The 20050-nt window shown below is 44.2% G+C and carries 17 protein-coding genes; 4 read left to right on the forward strand and 13 right to left on the reverse strand.

What is annotated here, in order from left to right; genetic code table 11:
* Positions 1 to 321: 321 nt before the first annotated feature.
* Positions 322 to 1299, reverse strand: a complete 978-nt coding sequence (locus BN1765_RS13895) for an ABC transporter substrate-binding protein (RefSeq protein ID WP_050615692.1) — start codon at positions 1297 to 1299, stop codon at positions 322 to 324.
* 322 nt (positions 1300 to 1621) lie between these two features.
* On the opposite strand from BN1765_RS13895, the gene BN1765_RS13900 reads away from it, so the two are divergent.
* From BN1765_RS13900 to BN1765_RS13910, 3 genes are read left to right on the forward strand one after another with little or no spacing between them, the layout of a single operon-like run.
* Positions 1622 to 2623: a FecCD family ABC transporter permease gene (locus tag BN1765_RS13900; RefSeq protein WP_050615693.1), complete on the forward strand. Its 1002-nt coding sequence runs from the start codon at positions 1622 to 1624 to the stop codon at positions 2621 to 2623.
* Positions 2623 to 3678, forward strand: coding sequence for a FecCD family ABC transporter permease (locus BN1765_RS13905; protein WP_050615694.1), 1056 nt, complete (start codon positions 2623 to 2625; stop codon positions 3676 to 3678). Before BN1765_RS13900 ends, BN1765_RS13905 begins: the two co-directional genes overlap by 1 nt.
* Positions 3679 to 3689: 11 nt before the next feature.
* Positions 3690 to 4535 (forward strand): ABC transporter ATP-binding protein, encoded by an 846-nt coding sequence (locus tag BN1765_RS13910; RefSeq protein ID WP_147554205.1) that lies wholly within the window; start codon positions 3690 to 3692, stop codon positions 4533 to 4535.
* Positions 4536 to 4851: 316 nt separating this feature from the next.
* Here the strand turns inward: BN1765_RS13910 and BN1765_RS13915 are convergent, their stop codons facing one another.
* From BN1765_RS13915 to BN1765_RS13950, 8 genes are all read right to left on the reverse strand, one after another.
* Positions 4852 to 6156 (reverse strand): dihydrolipoamide acetyltransferase family protein, encoded by a 1305-nt coding sequence (locus tag BN1765_RS13915; protein WP_050615695.1) that lies wholly within the window; start codon positions 6154 to 6156, stop codon positions 4852 to 4854.
* Between the two features lie 21 nt (positions 6157 to 6177).
* Complete coding sequence (locus tag BN1765_RS13920) at positions 6178 to 7161, reverse strand: alpha-ketoacid dehydrogenase subunit beta (protein WP_050615696.1); 984 nt, start codon at positions 7159 to 7161, stop codon at positions 6178 to 6180.
* A gap of 12 nt (positions 7162 to 7173) precedes the next feature.
* Positions 7174 to 8166, reverse strand: coding sequence for a thiamine pyrophosphate-dependent dehydrogenase E1 component subunit alpha (locus tag BN1765_RS13925; RefSeq protein WP_050615697.1), 993 nt, complete (start codon positions 8164 to 8166; stop codon positions 7174 to 7176).
* Positions 8167 to 8197: 31 nt separating this feature from the next.
* A complete protein-coding gene (lpdA, locus tag BN1765_RS13930; protein ID WP_050615698.1) occupies positions 8198 to 9619 on the reverse strand; it encodes a dihydrolipoyl dehydrogenase in 1422 nt (473 codons plus the stop codon).
* Positions 9620 to 9766: 147 nt separating this feature from the next.
* Complete coding sequence (gene buk / locus BN1765_RS13935) at positions 9767 to 10852, reverse strand: butyrate kinase (RefSeq protein WP_050615699.1); 1086 nt, start codon at positions 10850 to 10852, stop codon at positions 9767 to 9769.
* A gap of 128 nt (positions 10853 to 10980) precedes the next feature.
* Positions 10981 to 12078 (reverse strand): branched-chain amino acid dehydrogenase, encoded by a 1098-nt coding sequence (gene bcd, locus BN1765_RS13940; protein WP_050615700.1) that lies wholly within the window; start codon positions 12076 to 12078, stop codon positions 10981 to 10983.
* A gap of 82 nt (positions 12079 to 12160) precedes the next feature.
* Positions 12161 to 13066, reverse strand: a complete 906-nt coding sequence (gene yqiS / locus BN1765_RS13945) for a phosphate butyryltransferase (protein WP_050615701.1) — start codon at positions 13064 to 13066, stop codon at positions 12161 to 12163.
* A gap of 160 nt (positions 13067 to 13226) precedes the next feature.
* On the reverse strand, positions 13227 to 15299 hold the full coding sequence (locus BN1765_RS13950; protein WP_050615702.1) for a sigma-54 interaction domain-containing protein: 2073 nt from the start codon (positions 15297 to 15299) through the stop codon (positions 13227 to 13229).
* Positions 15300 to 15472: 173 nt separating this feature from the next.
* Here BN1765_RS13950 and BN1765_RS13955 point away from each other — a divergent pair, with 173 nt between their 5' ends.
* On the forward strand, positions 15473 to 15718 hold the full coding sequence (locus BN1765_RS13955) for a DUF2627 domain-containing protein (RefSeq protein WP_050615703.1): 246 nt from the start codon (positions 15473 to 15475) through the stop codon (positions 15716 to 15718).
* Positions 15719 to 15816: 98 nt separating this feature from the next.
* Here the strand turns inward: BN1765_RS13955 and BN1765_RS13960 are convergent, their stop codons facing one another.
* From BN1765_RS13960 to spoIVB, 4 genes are all read right to left on the reverse strand, one after another.
* Positions 15817 to 16545 carry a glycerophosphodiester phosphodiesterase gene (locus BN1765_RS13960; RefSeq protein WP_050615704.1) on the reverse strand — a complete coding sequence of 243 codons (729 nt, stop codon included), beginning with the start codon at positions 16543 to 16545 and terminating at the stop codon, positions 15817 to 15819.
* 88 nt (positions 16546 to 16633) lie between these two features.
* Positions 16634 to 17398 carry a hypothetical protein gene (locus tag BN1765_RS13965; RefSeq protein ID WP_050615705.1) on the reverse strand — a complete coding sequence of 255 codons (765 nt, stop codon included), beginning with the start codon at positions 17396 to 17398 and terminating at the stop codon, positions 16634 to 16636.
* Positions 17399 to 17598: 200 nt separating this feature from the next.
* A complete protein-coding gene (gene spo0A, locus BN1765_RS13970) occupies positions 17599 to 18393 on the reverse strand; it encodes a sporulation transcription factor Spo0A (protein ID WP_050615706.1) in 795 nt (264 codons plus the stop codon).
* A gap of 260 nt (positions 18394 to 18653) precedes the next feature.
* Positions 18654 to 19946 (reverse strand): SpoIVB peptidase, encoded by a 1293-nt coding sequence (spoIVB, locus tag BN1765_RS13975; protein WP_050615707.1) that lies wholly within the window; start codon positions 19944 to 19946, stop codon positions 18654 to 18656.
* Between the last annotated feature and the right edge of the window lie 104 nt (positions 19947 to 20050).

Below are 20050 nucleotides of genomic sequence, written 5' to 3' on the forward strand. Positions count from 1 at the left end.
TTTCTGGCGCTTGGCCTCCCGCTTATCTAATCCGCCATCATGTTTTAAAATGACAATTTTTGCGCCTGTTAAAGCAGGATGAACCTGGAAAACTATAAATCTCTATTGCTTCCATTTTAGTATAGTAATGGGAAAAAGGAAAGTGGAGAACCCCTCTTTAGCCGAGAAAGGGTTAGATGAACGAAGATACTATGCTAGCGCCACCTTAGGATCTGGACCGGCAAAAGATTGCAATAAAGAACTATTAAAAAAACATTTCAAAAAGCATGATCACTGCAAATCTACTACATTTTTTGCTGTGACCATGCTTTAAATTATTTTTTAATTTTGTTTAGCAAATAACTCTTTAATCTCATCTAACATTAAATTGGCTGCCAAAACGCCCCCTGCTGTATTCCAGATGATATCATCTACTTTGTATGCTCTATTATTCTTTACAGCATTTAGATTTTTCCAAAGAGGATCATTAATCCATTCCTTTTCTGTTTCTAAGGCTTTATTGTCGCCTTCAGGCGTATAAGTGAAATAAAATAGTGTATCCGCATCCATTTCAGGAATAACTTCTTTGCCGACTTCTATAGCAAGCTTTCCTAGCTTATTATCTTCTTTGAATAATTTTTCTTGTTGTGGGGCACGTTTAAATCCTAGTTCTTCAAAAATGACCCCCGAAAAAGAATCCGTATAATAGATCCGTGTAATGCCCGTCATAAAACGAACCATTGAAATTTCTTGATTTACTTTATCCCCTAAAGCTTCTTTTACATTTACTACTTTTTCTTCATAATCGCTAAGTACTTTCTTTCCTTGCTCTTCTTTATTAACTGCTTTTGCATATAACGCAAAGTTCTCTTTCCAATCGCCTCTAAGCGTTTCAGCAAATACAGTCGGAGCGATTTTACTCAATTTATCATAGACAGCTTCTTGGCGTATTTTATTGCCAATAATTAAATCTGGTTTTAACGATGCAATCTTTTCAAGATTTACTTCATGTTCAACCCCGACAACCTCTGCGTCTTTCATGTCATCTTTAATATGGTCGTACCAAGGGTTCCCCACCCATGATTGAACCGCACCAACAGGCTTAATTCCTAAGGAGAGCAATGCTTCCGTTCCTTCATTTGTCAGAACAACGATCTTTTTTGGTTCTCCCACTATTTTCGTTTTCCCCATTGCATGTTCCACTGTATAGCTTTTCTCGCCAGCTGCGTTTTCTTCATTTTTTTCCTTGCCGCATCCCGTTAAAGCTAGCAGAGCAATCAAAAAAAATACAGATAAAACTATCTGAATATTCTTTTTCATCTTTTCTCCCCCTGAGTTGTATGGTAATATATTACTTAGAAAATGATATTGATATTCATTCTCAATTACATTCTAATACTAAAACATGGTAAAAGACTTGTCAACGTAACTCTTGCAATATTTTACAACCTGTCTTCATTAATATCGGTTTATGCCATTCTAACTGGCGCTAAGAATCCCACTTCAACGCGAGAATGAATATGAAGAAATGTTAAGCGACAGTACAAATGCGATTGGTTCAACTAATGATAGGTGGGGGTTGAATGCCCCCCACCTATCAAAGTTTCAATTTATCAAAATCTAAAAGATTGGTTGGTAGACTATGCTCTTTAAAACGAATGCTCAAAAAATAATAGGCTTTCTTTTCACACTCATGCTCCTTTTGATATGTATGGGTTTGAGCATTGTATATGGATATAGTGACACTTCCTTTAAAACGGCGATTCATGCATTTACACATTTCAATGGAAGCAATGAACATATTATCATCGAATCTGTTCGTTTACCGCGTGCGTTGATCGCTACGGCAGTTGGATCTTCATTAGCAATAACAGGGGTTTTAATGCAAACGCTGACAAAAAATCCTCTTGCTTCACCTGGTATTTTAGGAATAAACGCCGGTGCTGGATTTGCTGTTGTATTAAGTGTGACCTTCATACATTCCGCTAGTTTACAAACATTCACATGGATTGCTTTTCTTGGCGCAGCCATCTCGGCAATTCTTGTCTATATGATTGGCACCAATGGGGGGAACAACTCTTCTCCCATGCAGCTTACTCTTGCCGGAGCAGCTTTAAGCGCTCTCTTTGCCTCTTTCACCCAAGGATTGTTAGCAACTAACGAAGCCGGATTCGATCAAGTCTTGTTTTGGCTTTCCGGTTCGGTCCAAGGCAGGAGTTTAGACATTTTGAGTGCTGTATTCCCCTATTTATTGATAGGATGGCTAGCCTCCCTCGTTATTTCTGCTAAAATGAATGTTTTAGCAATGGGTGACGACGTAACAAAAGGGCTTGGGATCAAACTTGGTTTTCTAAAACTGACAATAGCTATTATCGTCATCTTGCTTGCAGGCGGTTCTGTTTCCATTGCTGGTCCGATTGGATTCATTGGGATTGTCATTCCACATATAGCGAGAAAAATGATTGGCATTGATCATCGCTGGCTCATCCCTTATTCAGGATTACTTGGAGGCATTTTGTTACTTGTGGCTGATATTGCTGCAAGGTATATTATTATGCCACGTGAAATTCCTGTAGGTGTGATGACTGCCTTGATTGGAACACCCTTTTTTATTGTTATAGCCAGAAGGGGGTTCAATAAATAATGAAGAAATACTACAGTTATCAATCAAACAATAAAAAAGTATCATTTTTGATAGACGTACAGGCAATCAGCAAGATAATGATCCTTCTACTCTTGCTTGCCATCATTTTCATTGCCAGTATTGGTTTAGGAGACATGAACATTCATCCATTCACTGTTTTGCATGTCTTTTTTGGCGGCGGGACACAACTAGAAAAATTAGTGATAATTGATTTCCGGCTTCCCAGAGTGATTGTTGCGTTGCTTGCCGGCATGGCATTGGCTGTTGCAGGCGGGATATTGCAAGGTATCGTAAAGAATCCCTTAGCCTCGCCCGATATTATAGGAATAACGAGTGGAGCCGGAGCATTTGTAGTCGCATTCCTTGCTCTATTCAGCGATCAAAATCATTCATTGACAGTCAGTATAGCTTGGATGCCGCTGGCTGCTTTCTTAGGCGCTGCCATTATTGCTTTTTCCGTTTATTTACTGGCTTGGCGCAATGGCGTCGCTCCCTTTCGCCTTGTATTGATTGGAATCGGTATTTCGGCACTTATGCAGGGTTTAACGACTCTTTTGATGTTGATGGGGCCTATTTATAGAGCAAGTGATGCGAATGTATGGATTACAGGCAGTGTAAATGGGGCTTCGTGGGAACAAATAGCCATTCTAATGCCATGGACTATTATTTTATTATCGGTTGCTTTTATAGCGTCACGTATAATCAATATTCAAGAACTTGGCCAAGAAATAGCAACTGGGGTAGGAAATCCCGTGGAAAAAAGCAGATTTCTTCTATTGTTGCTTAGTACTTGTTTAGTTGGCGGGGCCGTTGCATTTGCTGGGGGGATCGGCTTTGTCGGTTTAATGGCTCCGCATATTGCCAGACGGCTTGTCGGTTCATCATTCGGCGTGCTATTGCCAACAGCCGCCTGTATCGGAGCTATACTCGTTATGGTTGCAGATTTAATTGGAAGAACGGCATTTTCGCCATTGGAAGTTCCTGCCGGGGTGTTTACAGCGGCAATTGGCGCTCCGTATTTTATTTATCTCTTATTTAAAGCAAAAAACAGATAGGAATGATGTACATGTCGGAAATCATCCGTACAAACCAATTAACATTGAGTTACGGGAACCACATTATTATAAAAGAATTAAATATCGCTATACCTAAAGGGGAGATCACCGTCCTTATAGGCGGAAACGGCTGTGGTAAATCCACTTTATTGCGTTCAATGGCTCGCTTATTGAAGCCTGTAGGCGGCTCTGTTTTGTTGGAAGGAAAAGCAATCGATAAGCTTTCCACTAAAAGTGTAGCAAAAAAATTATCTATTCTGCCGCAGTCCCCTAACGCACCAGAAGGACTTACTGTTCTTCAACTTGTTAAACAAGGGCGGTATCCCTATCAAAACTGGCTAAATCAATGGTCAAAGGAAGATGAGCAAAAGGTTAACAGTGCTCTTGAAGCAACAGGTATGAATGATCTGAAGGATAAACTGGTTGATGAACTTTCCGGGGGACAAAGACAAAGGGCCTGGATTGCCATGACATTGGCTCAAGATACAGATACCATCCTTTTAGATGAGCCAACCACTTACTTAGATATGACCCATCAAATCGAGATTCTCGATTTATTGTACGAACTTAACCAAATGGAACAAAGAACAATTGTGATGGTTTTACATGATCTAAATTTAGCCTGCCGTTATGCACATCATATTATCGCCATTCAAAATAACACCGTATGCGCCCAAGGCAAACCTGAAGATATTATTGATAGTGAACTTGTTAAACAGGTTTTTGCCATGGAATGCCAAATCATAGCCGACCCTATTTTCGGGACGCCGCTTTGTGTTCCCTACGGAAAAGGACGTTATATCACATCTCTGAATGATTCCAAAGGATATTCCCACAAAAACGCACATATCAATTAAGCTCTTCCTATATCCTAAAACTGCCTTAATAAGCGCAGGAAGTTAAAGAAGATATGTACAAACCAATGTTCAATCAAAGAGTCGGAAAATCTCCATCATCTTCCTCTAAATGTACTCATTCTTATCTATGTTTTTAAAAAGCAATAGTTATTGAGTGGTCTGAAACGCAACTGATATTATGTTTTCAGGCCATTTCTTTTTATAAAGACTATGCCAATAACCAGCTGAGCTAAAAAACGAGCATGCAATCAAGAGATCGCATGCTCGTTTTTTAGGCTCCCTTCTGTCCTGAAGAAGGACTAGAGAATCCTTTTCATTAATAGATCGATGTGTTTTCCTTATTCATACCCTCAATAATTTCTTTAACGCGGGCAAGGAATCTTCCGCACACCAGGCCATCAAGTACTCGATGGTCAAGCGATAGGCAGAGGTTGACCATGTCACGCACGGCAATCATGCCGTCGATGATGACTGGGCGTTTCACGATTGCTTCCACCTGAAGGATCGCTGCCTGTGGATGGTTGATGATGCCCATGCTTTGGACAGATCCGAATGAACCTGTGTTGTTAACCGTAAAGGTTCCTCCCTGCATGTCTTCCTGCTTCAGCTTGCCGCTTCTCACTTTGCCGGCAAGCTCAGTGATTTCACGTGCAATGCCTTTAATGCTTTTCTCGTCAGCATGTTTTATGACAGGGACGAATAGGGAATCCTCTGTTGCTACAGCGATATTCAAATTAATATCATGTTTCTGGATGATCTTATCCCCTGCCCACATGCTATTCATTTGTGGGAATTCTTTCAGTGCTTGTGCAACAGCTTTTACGAAGAACGCAAAATAAGTCAGGTTATATCCTTCTTTTTGCTTGAAATCTGCCTTTTCTGCATCGCGGTATTTTACCAGATTAGTTGCATCGACTTCCACCATCATCCAGGCATGGGGAGCTTCCTGCTTGCTCTTCAGCATATTATGGGCAATCGCTTTGCGGACTGCTGTGACCGGCACTTCCACATCGCCTGCAGCTGCTGTAACGTTGGTTTTTGGTTGGGCAGGCGCTTTTGCTGCCGGAGTTTCACTAGAACGAGCCTCCTGTTTGGCTGGTATAGACGCTGCTGTCGATGCACTTGTTTGTGCATTGCTTTGTGTTTGGCCGTTTTCGATCAGCTTTTGCAGGTCTTTCCGGGTAATACGGCCGCCGGCGCCGCTTCCTGCTACAGTTGTTAGGTCGATGCCATGCTCTTGGGATAGGCGAAGGACGGCAGGTGAATAGCGGCCGGCGTTCACTCCCTTGCCTGGGTCGGACATATCTCTGACAGGTGTTGTTTTTTCTTCAGCTGCAGAAGTTGCGGGCTCCGCTTTTGTTTCCTCGGCAGCAATGCCCCCGTCCACTTCGATTGTGCAGATTGGTTCCCCGACTGCCAATGTTTGGTCTTCTTCGGCTTTCAGTTCTTTAATGATTCCTGTGAAAGAAGATGGCACTTCAGCATTCACTTTGTCCGTCATCACTTCAGCGATTGGATCATATTTGTTGACCTTGTCTCCAGGGCCCACCAGCCACTTGCTAATAGTGCCTTCTGTTACACTCTCGCCCAACTGGGGCATTTTCATTGTTTCAATAGCCAATTAAGAAACCCCCTTTTCCAATTAATACTCAGCTAATTCTCTCATTGCTTTTTCAACCTTATCACTATTCACAAGGAAGAATTTTTCCATAGTCGGTGCATACGGCATTGCCGGAACATCAGGGCCCGCTAAACGCATGATTGGTGCATCAAGGTCGAATAGGCAGTTCTCGGCGATGATTGCTGCGACTTCTCCGATAATGCTGCCTTCTTTATTATCTTCCGTTACCAATAAGACTTTTCCTGTCTTCGAAGCGGCTTCAATAATGGCTTCTTTATCCAATGGATAGACTGTTCTCAAATCCAGAATATGCGCAGAGATGCCGTCGTTAGCCAATTTCTCGGCTGCCTGGAGGGCATGGTGCACACAAAGGCCATACGTGATAACTGTGATATCGTCGCCTTCGCGTTTTACGTCTGCCTTGCCGATCGGCAGTACATAATCATCCGTAGGCACTTCTCCCTTAATCAAACGGTAGGCGCGCTTATGCTCGAAGAAAAGGACGGGATCCGGGTCACGGACTGCGGCCTTCAGCAAGCCTTTCACATCGTAAGGAGTGGAAGGCATAACAATCTTCAGGCCAGGTGTGTTGGCGAACATCGCTTCCACTGATTGCGAATGGTATAAAGCGCCGTGGACACCGCCGCCGTATGGCGCACGGATGACGATCGGGCACGTCCAGTCATTATTGGAACGATAACGAATCTTTGCAGCCTCTGATACGATTTGGTTGACAGCAGGCATAATGAAATCAGCGAATTGCATTTCAGCAATCGGGCGCATGCCATACATAGCGGCTCCGATCCCAACTCCGGCTATTGCTGATTCAGCAAGAGGAGTGTCCAATACCCGGGCTTCCCCGAATTGTTCATACAAGCCATGCGTCGCTTTGAAAACGCCGCCTTTCTTTCCTACGTCTTCCCCTAATACAAATACGCGTTCATCGCGTTCCATTTCTTCTCTGATTGCCATTGTTACAGCGTCAATATATGAAATAACAGCCATTGTTTTCCCTCCTTACTCTTCACCGTATACATATTTCAATGCGCTTTCCGGATCTGCATATGGAGCGTTTTCCGCATAATCCGTTGCTTCGTTCACAATACTCATGATACGGTCGTTCATCGCTATTTCCATTTCGTCCGTCAAGATGCCGAAATGCTTCAGATACTCGGCAAAAGTGACAATGGAATCTTTGGTTTTTGCTTCCGTCACTTCATCTTGGGTACGATATACACGATCATCGTCATCACTGGAATGAGCCGTAAAACGATAAGAAACGGTTTCGATCAATGTCGGGCCTTCCCCTTTGCGGGCACGGTCCACTGCTTCCTTCGTCACCTTATACACTTCCAGCGGATCGTTGCCGTCAACCGTGATGCCCGGCATTCCGTATCCGATTGCTCTGTCGGAAACCTTGGCACAGCCAAGCTGTTTCTCGATTGGTACGGAAATCGCATATTTATTATTCTCGCACATGAAGATGACTGGCAGCTTATGGACACCGGCAAAGTTTGCCCCTTCATGGAAATCGCCCTGATTGCTTGATCCTTCTCCGAACGTCACGAAGGTCACTAAGTCTTTTCCTTCCATTTTTCCTGCCAATGCCAATCCGACAGCATGGGGCACTTGCGTAGTTACTGGCGAGGAGCCGGTGACGATCCGGTTTTTCTTCTGTCCGAAATGCCCCGGCATCTGGCGGCCGCCTGAGTTGGGATCTTCCGCTTTAGCAAAACCGGACAGCATCAATTCCTTTGCCGTCATGCCGAATGTTAGAACAACGCCCACATCCCGGTAATAGGGAAGAGCAAAATCCTTTTCCGGATCCAGTGCAAAGGCAGCCCCTACTTGTGCGGCTTCCTGCCCTTGGCAGGAAATGACGAATGGAATTTTACCAGAACGGTTCAACAGCCACATACGCTCATCGATCCGCCGTGAAAGAAGCATGGTTTCATACATCTGCAATAATTTTTCATTTGAAAGACCAAGGTCTTTGTGTCGATTTTCCATAGTGTTTCCTCCTTTTTACGAGAAAAGTAGATTAAGAGTGGATTGCCAGGCCGTCAACTGCAAGGGCGACTTCGCCCACCGCTTCAGATAATGACGGATGCGGATGGATGGTATGGGCAATTTCCCAAGGCGTCGCATCAAGGACTTTAGCAAGGCCTGCTTCTGAAATCATATCCGTTACATGTGGCCCGATCATATGCACTCCAAGCAGGTCATCTGTTTTCTCATCAGCAATCATTTTAATGAAGCCATCGCTCTCGCCGAGGACTAGGGCTTTGCCTACTCCTTTGAACGGGAACTTTCCGACCTTGACAGAATATCCTTGCTCTCTCGCCTGAGCTTCCGTCAATCCGACACTGGCTACTTCAGGATGCGAGTATACGCACTTAGGCACCTGAAGAGGATCTAATTCATGAGGATGCTGGCCAGCGATATGTTCAACAGCCGCAATCCCTTCATGCGAAGCGACATGGGCCAACTGCAGGCCGCCTATGCAATCGCCGATGGCATAGATATGCGATTCTTTCGTTTGGTAGAAGGAATTGGTTTCGATATACCCATTTTTCACTTGGATTTCGGTATTTTCAAGGCCAATCCCTTCAATATTTGCCTGTCTGCCGACGCTTACAAGGATTTTATCCGCTGTAAAAGTCTTCAATTCACCTTTGACTTCTGCCTGGATACTGACTTGTTCACTGAGATTTACCGTTTCCGGCAAGACTTTGGCATTAGTGACAATATTGATTTTTTTCTTTTTTAGTATTCTTTGCATTTCTTTTGAAATATCTTGGTCTTCTGTCGGCAAGATGTGCGGGGCATACTCGATGACGGTAACTTCTACACCAAAATCATTGAGCATGGATGCCCATTCAATCCCGATCACGCCCCCGCCGACAATGACAATGCTTTTGGGAAGGGCCTCGAGCGCTAACGCATCGTCGGAAGACATTATATATGTACCATCGAGTTCAAGCCCCGGCAAAGTGCGTGGTCTTGAACCAGTCGCAATAATGACATTTGCCGGAATCAGCATTTCATTATCGCTGCCATCGTTCATCTCTACGGATATTGTGCCAGGCATAGGAGAAAAAATAGAAGGGCCCAGAATACGGCCTATGCCATTGTATACATCTATTTTTCCTTTTTTCATCAAATGCTGGATACCGTTATAAAGAGTAGATACGATGCTTTCCTTGCGCTCTTGCACTTTAGAGAAATCAAGGGAAGGATCAGAGGAAATAATTCCGTAATCGAAGCTGTTCTTCGTCTGCTGAAATACTTCAGCACTTCTCAATAATGCTTTGGACGGGATACACCCTTTATGTAAACATGTTCCCCCAAGTTTTTGCCTTTCAACAATCGCAGTTTTCAACCCTAGTTGGGAAGCGCGGATCGCCGCTACATATCCTCCCGGTCCGCCTCCGACAATCACTACATCATACTCTGTCGCCATGTTCGTTCCTCCTTCAATTAGGGAGAGTCTTTTACATACACGCCAGGCAGCCAGCACCCTTCCCTAAAAAGGGCATAAAGTTCCTACTGGCTGCCTTAGCCTGCACTTCTATAATTTTACCTAAAAAATTGCTTTGTGAAAAACTATTCAATCGATTTTATATATTTTTGCTTCTTCTTTGCCAGTCAAAACACGCAATGCTCCTTCAGCAAGCGCCTGTAATTCATTTTCTCCCGGGTGGACAATTACGTCGGCAATCCAGTTGACTTTGGATGTTATTTCATCAATAAAGCTTTTTCCATAGGCAAGCCCGCCTGTCAAGATGATGGCGTCCACATCTCCTTCAAGCACCACTGCAGCTGAGCCTATTTCCTTCGCTACTTGATAGGCCATGGCTGAATAAACCAGTTTTGCTCTTTCATCACCTTTGGCAATCATTTTTTCAACCTTGATTGCATCGTTAGTGCCCAGATAGCCAACAAGGCCGCCCTGGCCGACTAGCTGTTTCATGATTTCTTCGCGGAAAAAATCTCCGGAAAAGCATAATCTCACTAAGTCTCCAGCCGGGACAGTTCCTGCACGCTCCGGACTGAACGGTCCTTCTCCATGCAAACCATTGTTGACATCCACAACTCTCCCATTGCGATGGATGCCTACAGTTATCCCTCCGCCCATGTGGACGACGATTAGGCGAAGTTCCTCATACTTTTTCCCTAACTTTTCTGCTTCCCGCCGGGCAACCGCCTTTTGATTCAATGCGTGAAATATGCTCTTTCTCTCTATGGAAGCAAATCCCGAGATGCGGGCGATTGGTTCCAATTCATCAACGACAACCGGATCGACAATATAAGCTGGAATATTTAGCCCCATTGCGATTTCGTAAGCGAGGATACCGCCCAGATTGGAGGCATGCTGGCCATTGAACCCTGCCTTCAGGTCTTGCAGCATGAGGTCATTGACTTCATAGGTCCCTCCTTCAATCGGGCGGAGCAATCCTCCTCTACCGCAAACGGCACTCAGTTTTGATAGGTTGATTCCTTCATTGTGGAGTGCTTCAAGAATTGTTTGCTTCCTGAATTCATACTGGGAAATGATGTTATCAAACTCATTTATTCGGTCCGCATCATGGCGTATTGTCTTTTCCAGAATCGGAAGTTCATTGTCATACACACCGATTTTTGTAGACGTGGATCCTGGATTGATCACTAAAATCCGCTTTTTTTCACCTTGCAACTGATAAACCTCCGTTTAATGGTACAGCTAAATGTAGATGATTTAACTGTGCTTAATGATGGTTGAAAAAGAATGGCTGCATCTTTTTATTCGCTGTCGATTAAGAAGGCAGGTCTACCTTATAGCTTTTACTTCTTCATATTTAGAATGCTTTTAGGATTTTGAAGGAACTGGCTACGGGAATTGCGCATTCTGGCGATCCGTTCCTCCACCATCCGGTCGGCCGCCACATAAGTTGGCACGCCGTCACGTTTAGCAATATTGATTACCTTTTCAATATTTTGGTACACGCCTTCCACTTTCTTCATGGCGCGCTCGCGATTGTATCCGTATAATTCGTCGGCTACATTGATCACACCGCCGGCATTGATGACATAATCAGGCGCGTATAGAATGCCCATTTCATGGATCAAGTCGCCGTGTCTTGTGTCTTTCAATTGATTATTGGCTGCACCGGCAATCACTTTTGCCTTTAATTGCGGAATCGTTTCATCATTGATGACTGCACCAAGCGCACAAGGTGCATAAATATCGCATTCAATTGAGTAAATTTCATCAGGGTCGACAGCTTTTGCGCCAAAATCGTCAACTGCACGTTTGACAGCATCCTTATGGATATCCGTAACGATGATCGATGCCCCTTCTTCAGTCAAGTATTTGCATAGATTATATGCTACGTTACCAACCCCTTGGATGGCAATGACTTTTCCTTCCAACGAATCGGAGCCGAATGCTTCCTTGGCGGCCGCTTTCATTCCTCTGAAGACGCCGTAAGCCGTCACCGGAGAAGGGTTTCCAGATGAACCGAACGCTGGAGAGATCCCTGTCACAAAATCGGTTTCTTCATGGATCAAGTCCATGTCAGCCACCGTTGTACCCACATCTTCGGCAGTGATATAACGGCCGTTCAAGCCCTGGATAAACCGGCCGAAAGCGCGAAACATTTCTTCATTTTTATCTTTGCGCGAGTCTCCGATAATGACCGTTTTTCCTCCGCCCAAATTCAAACCTGCAGCAGCGTTCTTATAAGTCATCCCCTTAGCAAGGCGCAGAGCATCTTCGATTGCTTCGTCCTCGCTCTTATAAGACCACATGCGTGTGCCGCCCAAAGCAGGCCCAAGCGTAGTATCATGAATGGCGACAATCGCCTTCAGCCCTGATTGTTCATCCTGGCAGAATAATAATTGTTCATAATCATACTTCTCCATATATTTAAAGATTTCCATGTGTAATTCCTCCCTGTTCCCTTTGCAATCTGTTCATTAATGATCGGTGGTCAATGTATAAAAATCCCTGCCCACCAACATTTTACTTTTTCTGTGAGCAAACAACGGCCATAGCCAATGAATATAACTTCGTTTCCGCACTGTCGGCTCTGGATGTCAATACAATCGGCGCTTTGGCACCGGCTATGATTGCAGCTGCTTTGGCACCTGCGAAATAGACTAGTGATTTATACAAGACATTGCCCGCTTCAATGGTTGGCACCACCAAGATGTCCGCACGGCCTGCCACTTCACTTTTAATCCCTTTATGTGCAGCAGCATGCTCTGATATGCTGATATCAAGTGCCAATGGCCCTTCCACGATGCAATCGGCCAATATGCCTTCTTTATTCATCTTCACCAATTCGGCCGCATCAAGCGTGGCCTGCATGGCAGAATTGACAGTTTCAACGGCAGCCAAGCATGAAACGTTCGGCACTTCAACACCCATTTTCTTCGCTGTTTTCACAGCATTAACGATAATTCCCGCCTTTTGGTTAAGATCCGGGGCAATATTCATCGCTGCGTCGCTGACATAGATTAACCGGTCATATCCCGGCACTTCAAAAGCAGCGACATGTGAAAGAACTGTGCTTGACCGCAAACCGTATTCTTTATTCAGTACAGCCTTCAAAATGGTGGCAGTCGGGACATTTCCCTTCATCAACACATGGGCTTCATGATCATGGACTGCTTTGACAGCCATTTGCGAAGCTTCTTCAGCTGTCTTGCAAGGAATGATGATGACATGCTCCTTCACCCTATCATCCGCCATACTTCCCAACATTTGTTCAATGGCATCATGATCTCCATATAATTTGAAATCGGCAATTTGTAGAGCGATTGCCTGCACAACCGCTTCCAATACTTCCTGGTCGTGCGCTGCTGCAACAGCCACTATCGTTTTTTCGCTTTTGGCTGCTTGTTCCACTACTTGTTGTAGATTCATTTTACTCAGGCCTTTCTGTCCTCACGTTGACAAATACTATATATGCAAATCTCATGCCAACATACAAAAATGTATTCTTAGTTGTCAGCACAAGGGATCTTGCAAGCTTAATCATTTGTTACCAATATAATAACGTGCAATTCCTTTCATAGTCTGCAAATTATTGCATGCTAGTTTCTTCAAGCTCCCATTTTTCGATTTTGTAATACAAATTTCTTACGGAAATCCCTAATTTTCGAGCAGCGGCTGTTTTATTGCCCTGCTCTTCGGCAAGCGCTTCCTCAATGAGCATTTTTTCATACAGATTTACTCTTTCCTGCAAAGGCTTGCCGCTAAATCCAATGGCATGATTCTCCGGTTCTGTCTGTTTAGGCAGCAATTTATGCATAAAATCAGGGATATGGTGAAGATCGATCATTGATTCGTTATATTTCATGAAGATGATTGCCCTACCAAGGATATTCTCCAATTCACGCACATTGCCGGGGAAATGGTATTCGCTTAACTTCTCCAAAAACCTCTCTGTTACGCCTTCCACGTTCCTGCCGTATTCCTGGTTTAGCTTCCGCAGCAAATAACTGACCAAAAGCGGCAAATCACCCTTTCGTTGTCTGAGAGCAGGAATGTAGATAGGCATCCGGTTTAGGCGATAATACAGGTCTTCCCGAAATTTTCCGTTCATGATCGCTTTCTCAAGGTTCACATTGGTGGCGGCAATTACCCTGACATTAATCGGCACCGGTTTGGTGCCGCCGACACGGACAATCTCATTCTCTTGCAATACCCTCAGAAGCTTAACCTGTGTGTTGAGATTGATTTCTCCGATTTCATCCAGAAAGATGCTGCCGTTGTTCGCTTCTTCCAGCAGGCCGATTTTCCCTCCTCTTTTTGCTCCGGAAAATGCACCTTCTTCGTAGCCGAACAATTCACTTTCCAAAAGTGATTCCGATATGGCCGCACAATTAACGCGGATGAATTTATTGAACTTGCGGTCGCTTTCGTTATGGATGGCATGCGCAAACAATTCCTTGCCTGTCCCGGATTCGCCCCTAAGCAAAACGGTTGCCGGCGTCTTTGCGCTTAATTTGCCTTGCTCGATCGCTAGCATCATTTCCTGAGATTCACCGATAATATCATCAAATGTGTATTTAGCTTCAAGCGTTCTGATGATCTGGCGGGCGCGATTGAGCTCCTGCGTCAGTTCCTTTATTTCCGACATATCGTGGATGACGCCAACGCTGCCTTTTAATTTGCCGTCGACGATAATGGGTGCGACATTGACGATGACTTCCTTGCGGTTAGGGCCGACGAGCATCTTGGCACCCCGGACAGCGCGTCTTGTTTTCAGGACTTTCATATGCATGCTTTCGCCTTCATAAATATCCGTGTTGGCCGGCTTATTGATGATTTCTTCTTCACTCAGACCGGTAATGCGTGAATAGGCACGATTGACCATAATGCCCCGCCCTTTTTCATCAACAACGGAAATCGCGTCATCACTTGATTGGATAATCGCTTCGAGCATGGTCTGGATCTCTTTCATATCGGTGATTTCCTCAGCAAGGCTCACCACTTCAGAGATATCTTTAAACACAGCGAATGCACCAATGATTTCCTGTTCATCATTCAGCATGGGAAATCTTGTGGTAATGATTTTCAGGCCGTTTTCTAGTACCTGTTCTTTATTCGCTTCCATTCTCCCGGTTTTAATGACCTCCGGCAGCCGGCTATTATGTATAATCTCATTGATTGGTCTGCCGATGGCTTCCATCCTTGTTTTACCGATCATCGCTTCTGCGCTTCTATTGAAAAGGGTAATTCTATTATTGGCATCGATGCCTACCATGCCTTCATCCGTGGAGTTGAATATGAGATTTCTTCTGTGGGATTCTTTTTTCAGCGTGTCGATTAACGCTTCTTTCTCTTCGAGCAGTTTGGAAATAATGAGGGCGACTGAACCGGGAATCAGAACGGTATGGGCATCCTTTGCCGCTCTTAACTCCTGGAATGTATCTTCGCAGCCTGTCACGTCGATAATCGTGTCAAAAGTCGCATCCAGCAGCGCTTTCCAGTTTACATCATGGGGTATGCCCTGTTCGCGGGCAAGAATCATTCCCGGGGCCTCCGGATTCATATCGGCAACAGCGCCGACTTTCAAAAAATCAATTTCAAGCAGCAATTTCATTATAGCTGTCCCGCCTTTTCCGGCTCCAACAATCATCACTTTTTGCATTCATTTACCTTCCTTTCTCAGATGGGTTAGCAAAACGATTATGCAAAAACTTTCATAGCAAACATGAAAAGGATTTCATCATTTGCTTTCATACTACGATAAACAGAGGCTATTGACAAATTTTTATAATATTCTATCCTACAAGTAGGCTTCAAAAAAAGGGGATGTATATATTGGCGAGGTTTCTGGCTTTTTTGATTTTATTTATTCCCGGTGCTTTTGCCGCTTTAGGTATAAAGTTAATGAGAGACATGGTTTTTGGCCTTTTAAAAAGCCCATTTCCCTCCCTTACGCTTCAATTCTTATGCGGCTTCATCCTGATGGTTGGCGGTATAGGTTTCATCGCAGGATTCATTCTGCATCGCGACCGGAAACGCAATAAAGTACAGCAACGATTCAGCACCAGAAAGAATGTATGAAGATTCCCACACTTGCATCTATGAATTTGGCATATTAAAAGCGGTTGGCTACAGCGCCAGCCGCTTCTTTATTGAGGAGAAAAAGGATATGTATGTAGTCAATAATCCTTTCTTATCTGAACCGCTTTTTTCGGATAATCAGTGATGAAAGCACTGCACTCTATCGAGAATAATGAGCGCATCATAGCTTCATCGTTGATTGTATACGGCCTGACTGCAATCCCTTCAGCCATTGCCTGGACAATGATTGGCTCGGGAGCTGCTTTTATGCTTGGATGCATGCCCTTGGCACCGATGGCCCTGGCATAAACCCACGGCATGTACAGGCCATCCCGGTAAAGGGGGGCTGTCTCTATCTCTGGAGCGAGCCTGAAGCAATGGACCAGGCTGTAATGGTTAAACGAAGATAAAATAATGCGTTCTTCCATCTTGAAGGACCTGATCATGGCAATCACCGTTTCTTCCATTCCCGGATAGAGAAAGACACCATTTTTCAACTCAATATTCAGTTGAAGATTGGTACCTTTGAGAAATCGCAATACCTCCTCTAAGGCAGGAATTCTGTTTATACCGAATTTTTTATGGGCAACAGAGGCATTCAGCGAGGATAATTCCTTCCATGTTAAATCCTTTACATATCCCTTGCCATCCGTCGTACGGTTCAGCTTTTCATCATGGATGACAACCGGCACACCATCCTTCGACAGCTGCACATCCAGCTCAATCCCATCCGCTCCAGCGGCAACTGCTTCCTCGAACGAAATCATGGTGTTTTCCGGGTGCGTCCCTGCTGAACCGCGATGTGCAAAAATAGCCGTTTTTCCCATCAAACCCCTCCTTATTTTAGGCACTTCCCTTGCATGTATATGAACGGCACCCAATTCATTATGACGGCGGGGCGCTTTTTCGCCCCATTTAGGATTGGTGCATCTCTTCCCGTATTTTCTGTCTGGCTGCCGCCGTCAAAGCCGGACAATTATAACATTTTTGCCCGCCTTTTCTACAATGATACATACAACAAGCGGATCGGAGCATCATTTGTTCCCCTTCAACAAATGGATGGCTGATATATACAGGCGTATGGATAAAAGGGTTTATGCCGCCTTGAAAATAAGTTCCAGGAATCTGCTTATACCATTGCAGATAATCAATGAACTGATTGGCATACGCCTGCAAATTCTCCTGTTGCAAGAACGATTGCTCAAGCATGCTCATCCTTGCCCCATATTGGTTATAAATGAGGCTGGACTTCACCCCTGCCAACCGGCTGATTCTCCCCACCGGATTTATTACACTGGCAGTTAGCTGGTCCAGTATATCCGTTTTGCTAAAAGAAGCCTCTAATGCAAGATTATTCATTTTGAATGCCATATAAGGTATCTGCCGATTGTATAATGCTATTTGAAGCGTTAAGCGATCCAGACTAAGCGATAGCAAAGAATTGTAGCGGGCCAGCACATACAATTGGGTCCCACATAAACCAAATAAAGATAAGCCCAATACAGAAGCAGGCAACAGCTTGTTGGTCGCTTCATAAGCGTCGCTCACCCTGTCCATGAGGGAGGCGGTTGCCTGATCATCGAGCAACACGGATGCCGGTACCTCTTCGAGTAATTCCGCTTCGCCTTCCTGGGAAACCGAGCAAAATTGCTTTGGAAATGTTAAGTCAATGATTGTCATCGTATCTATATCTCCTTGTTCATATAATCCGCATAATTGTTCAAGTAAAACAAAAAGCACCAAGCATATTCATTGGCACTTTCTAAAAGTTTATCATTTAATCGAGCATTTGCCTGCGGACTTGCTCAACGTTTGTGGGTTATCGTATTCTTCATTAGATTGGCTTCAAGCCCTTGGGAAACCTGTAGCCCCTAACCCTTTCAAGAAGCCTTATGCTCTAAGCGAAGCTTATCTGCGACCATTGCGATGAATTCTGAGTTGGTGGGCTTTGCTTTGGACATGGAAACTGTATAGCCGAACAACGAGGAAATGGATTCAATATTTCCGCGGCTCCAGGCAACTTCGATCGCATGGCGGATTGCTCTCTCGACACGGCTGGCAGTTGTATTGTATTTCTTTGCGATATCAGGATACAGTACTTTTGTAATGGAGCCCAATAATTCGATGTCGTTATAAACCATCGAAATGGCTTCACGCAAATAAAGATATCCTTTTATATGCGCAGGGACTCCGATTTCATGGATGATGCTTGTGATGCTGGCATCCAAGTTTTTAGGTTTCTGTTCATAAGAACTGCGGTAATGGGTGTGAGAAGGATTCTTTACGCTGGAAGGCGAAGATTGGCCGCTGACTTGACGGATTGTTCCGCCCAATTGTTCCATATCAAAAGGTTTTAAGATAAAATAACTTGCTCCAAGCTCAACCGCTTTCTTCGTTACATCTTCCTGGCCGAACGCAGTAAGCATGACGACATTAGGCATATGGCTTCTGCTGCCGTCCCGTACTTTTTCCAATACAGCCAGACCATCTAGATGGGGCATTATGATATCAAGCAAGAGTACATCAGGATGGACCGTTTCAAGCATTTTTAGACATTCCTGTCCATTGTAAGCAATGCCTGTCACTTCCATATCTTCCTGAGAAGAAATATAATCGCCTAAAAGACGGACTAATTCTCTATTATCATCTACAATACATACTTTGACTTTCTTCACCCAGTTTTCCTCCTCGTTCCAATTGCAGTTCTATTATCATCTACTCAGAGAATTTCGACAATAGCAGAAAAAATTCCTTGTGGATTTTCCAATAAATTCATATAACGTTCATAAATGTGATTATTCTATTGGATACTTCTATTTTCGACTATTTTCGCATGGCATGGACAATGTTTTGCAATATTAGAACATTATACCATATTTCCTATAAAAGACCGAATGATTGCATAAAGAAAGCAAGGCTTTAGAAAAAAGCCTTGCTAACTTGCTTTGCGGTCCGAATTGCTTTTTTTGTAGATGTTGATGCCTGCTTCATGCAGCATCCATTCGATATGCACTCCATATCCGCTGGTCGGATCATTAACGAAAACATGCGTGACAGCCCCGATTAGCTTGCCGTCCTGGATGATTGGACTGCCGCTCATTCCTTGGACGATTCCGCCTGTCTTCCTCAATAATTCCTTATCTGTCACTTTTAAGACCATCCCCTTGATAGCCGGGAATTTTTGCGGGATGGTGCTTAAGATTTCAACATCGAATTTTTCTACTTTTGTCCCGTCTACAACCGTCAGGATTTGCGCTGGCCCTTCTTTTACCTGATGGGATAAAGTGATGGGGATTGCTTCATCCATCATGCCGTTCGGAACCTGCTTCTTTAGAGACCCGAAAATGCCGAATGGGCTGTTGCGCTGGATATTGCCGATTATTTCTTTGTTGGCGGAGAACCGGGCCAACTTCTCCCCTGGGTCCCCGTTGCTCCCCTTCTCGATCGATGTGACAGTCGAGGAAACAACTTGGCCGTCTTTGACGACAATTGGCTTTCTTGTATCCGAATCCGAGATCACATGGCCCAACGCTCCGTATTTTTTGGTATCCGGATGATAAAAGGTCATGGTGCCGATTCCAGCTGCCGAATCGCGGATATACAGGCCAAGCTTATAGATTTGTTCGATTTTGTCTTTTTGCGGCATCAGCTGTGTTTTAACCGTTTCGTTCTCCCGTTTGATTACCAGGTCCATAGGCTTATGTTCCTCGCCGGACTGTTGGACATACTGTGCCACATCAGACATTTTTGTAATCGTATTGCCGTTAATTTCTGTAATGATATCTCCGACTTTGACACCGGCTGTTTCACCCGGTGAATTTTTTCCGTTTGATGTTTGTATTAAATGATGACCGACTACGAGCACTCCGACAGTATTTAGCTTCACTCCGATGGATTGCCCTCCGGGAATGACTTTGAAATCGTTCATGATTTCCACGTCTACTTTTTTCACAGGGAAACCTGCTATATCCAACAATAGCTGGTTGGTGCCTGCTGTTTGGCCGTCAATTGTTATGGTATGTTCCGTCTCCTTCAGGGAAAGAGTGTCTTTATTCGTCAGGGATGCGCTGACTGGGAAAGTACGCGGAATGTCATATGATTGGCCTTCAAAAAGGGTTATTTTCTCAGGAATTGTGAAAAACTGCTGATAAGGCTTACTGATGCTTATTGAGATAAACGAAACAAGGAGGATTGTGCCAAGTATCAATCTGATTACATTGCGCTTCAAAAACGTCACTCTCCTCGTTTCAATTCCTTTTTTCTTAAAATGGCTACATCTTTAATGTTGCCTTAGAAACAGCCAAATATAACAATTTGGGCAAAATAAAAAGC

Origin of the sequence: Bacillus testis (genome assembly GCF_001243895.1) — a bacterium.
Taxonomy (GTDB): domain Bacteria; phylum Bacillota; class Bacilli; order Bacillales; family DSM-1321; genus Bacillus_AD; species Bacillus_AD testis.

Excerpts from the sequence above, each read along its gene's own strand:
- BN1765_RS13960 (WP_050615704.1), bottom strand. The coding sequence starts at position 16,545 with ATGGGAAAAACGGCTATTTTTGCACATCGCGGTTCAGCAGGGACGCAC.
- BN1765_RS13910 (WP_147554205.1), top strand. The coding sequence starts at position 3,690 with ATGTCGGAAATCATCCGTACAAACCAATTAACATTGAGTTACGGGAAC.
- bcd (WP_050615700.1), bottom strand. The coding sequence starts at position 12,078 with ATGGAAATCTTTAAATATATGGAGAAGTATGATTATGAACAATTATTA.
- BN1765_RS13965 (WP_050615705.1), bottom strand. The coding sequence starts at position 17,398 with ATGACAATCATTGACTTAACATTTCCAAAGCAATTTTGCTCGGTTTCC.
- BN1765_RS13925 (WP_050615697.1), bottom strand. The coding sequence starts at position 8,166 with ATGGAAAATCGACACAAAGACCTTGGTCTTTCAAATGAAAAATTATTG.
- BN1765_RS13905 (WP_050615694.1), top strand. The coding sequence starts at position 2,623 with ATGAAGAAATACTACAGTTATCAATCAAACAATAAAAAAGTATCATTT.
- BN1765_RS13920 (WP_050615696.1), bottom strand. The coding sequence starts at position 7,161 with ATGGCTGTTATTTCATATATTGACGCTGTAACAATGGCAATCAGAGAA.
- BN1765_RS13950 (WP_050615702.1), bottom strand. The coding sequence starts at position 15,299 with ATGCAAAAAGTGATGATTGTTGGAGCCGGAAAAGGCGGGACAGCTATA.
- lpdA (WP_050615698.1), bottom strand. The coding sequence starts at position 9,619 with ATGGCGACAGAGTATGATGTAGTGATTGTCGGAGGCGGACCGGGAGGA.
- BN1765_RS13895 (WP_050615692.1), bottom strand. The coding sequence starts at position 1,299 with ATGAAAAAGAATATTCAGATAGTTTTATCTGTATTTTTTTTGATTGCT.
- yqiS (WP_050615701.1), bottom strand. The coding sequence starts at position 13,066 with ATGAATCTACAACAAGTAGTGGAACAAGCAGCCAAAAGCGAAAAAACG.
- BN1765_RS13900 (WP_050615693.1), top strand. The coding sequence starts at position 1,622 with ATGCTCTTTAAAACGAATGCTCAAAAAATAATAGGCTTTCTTTTCACA.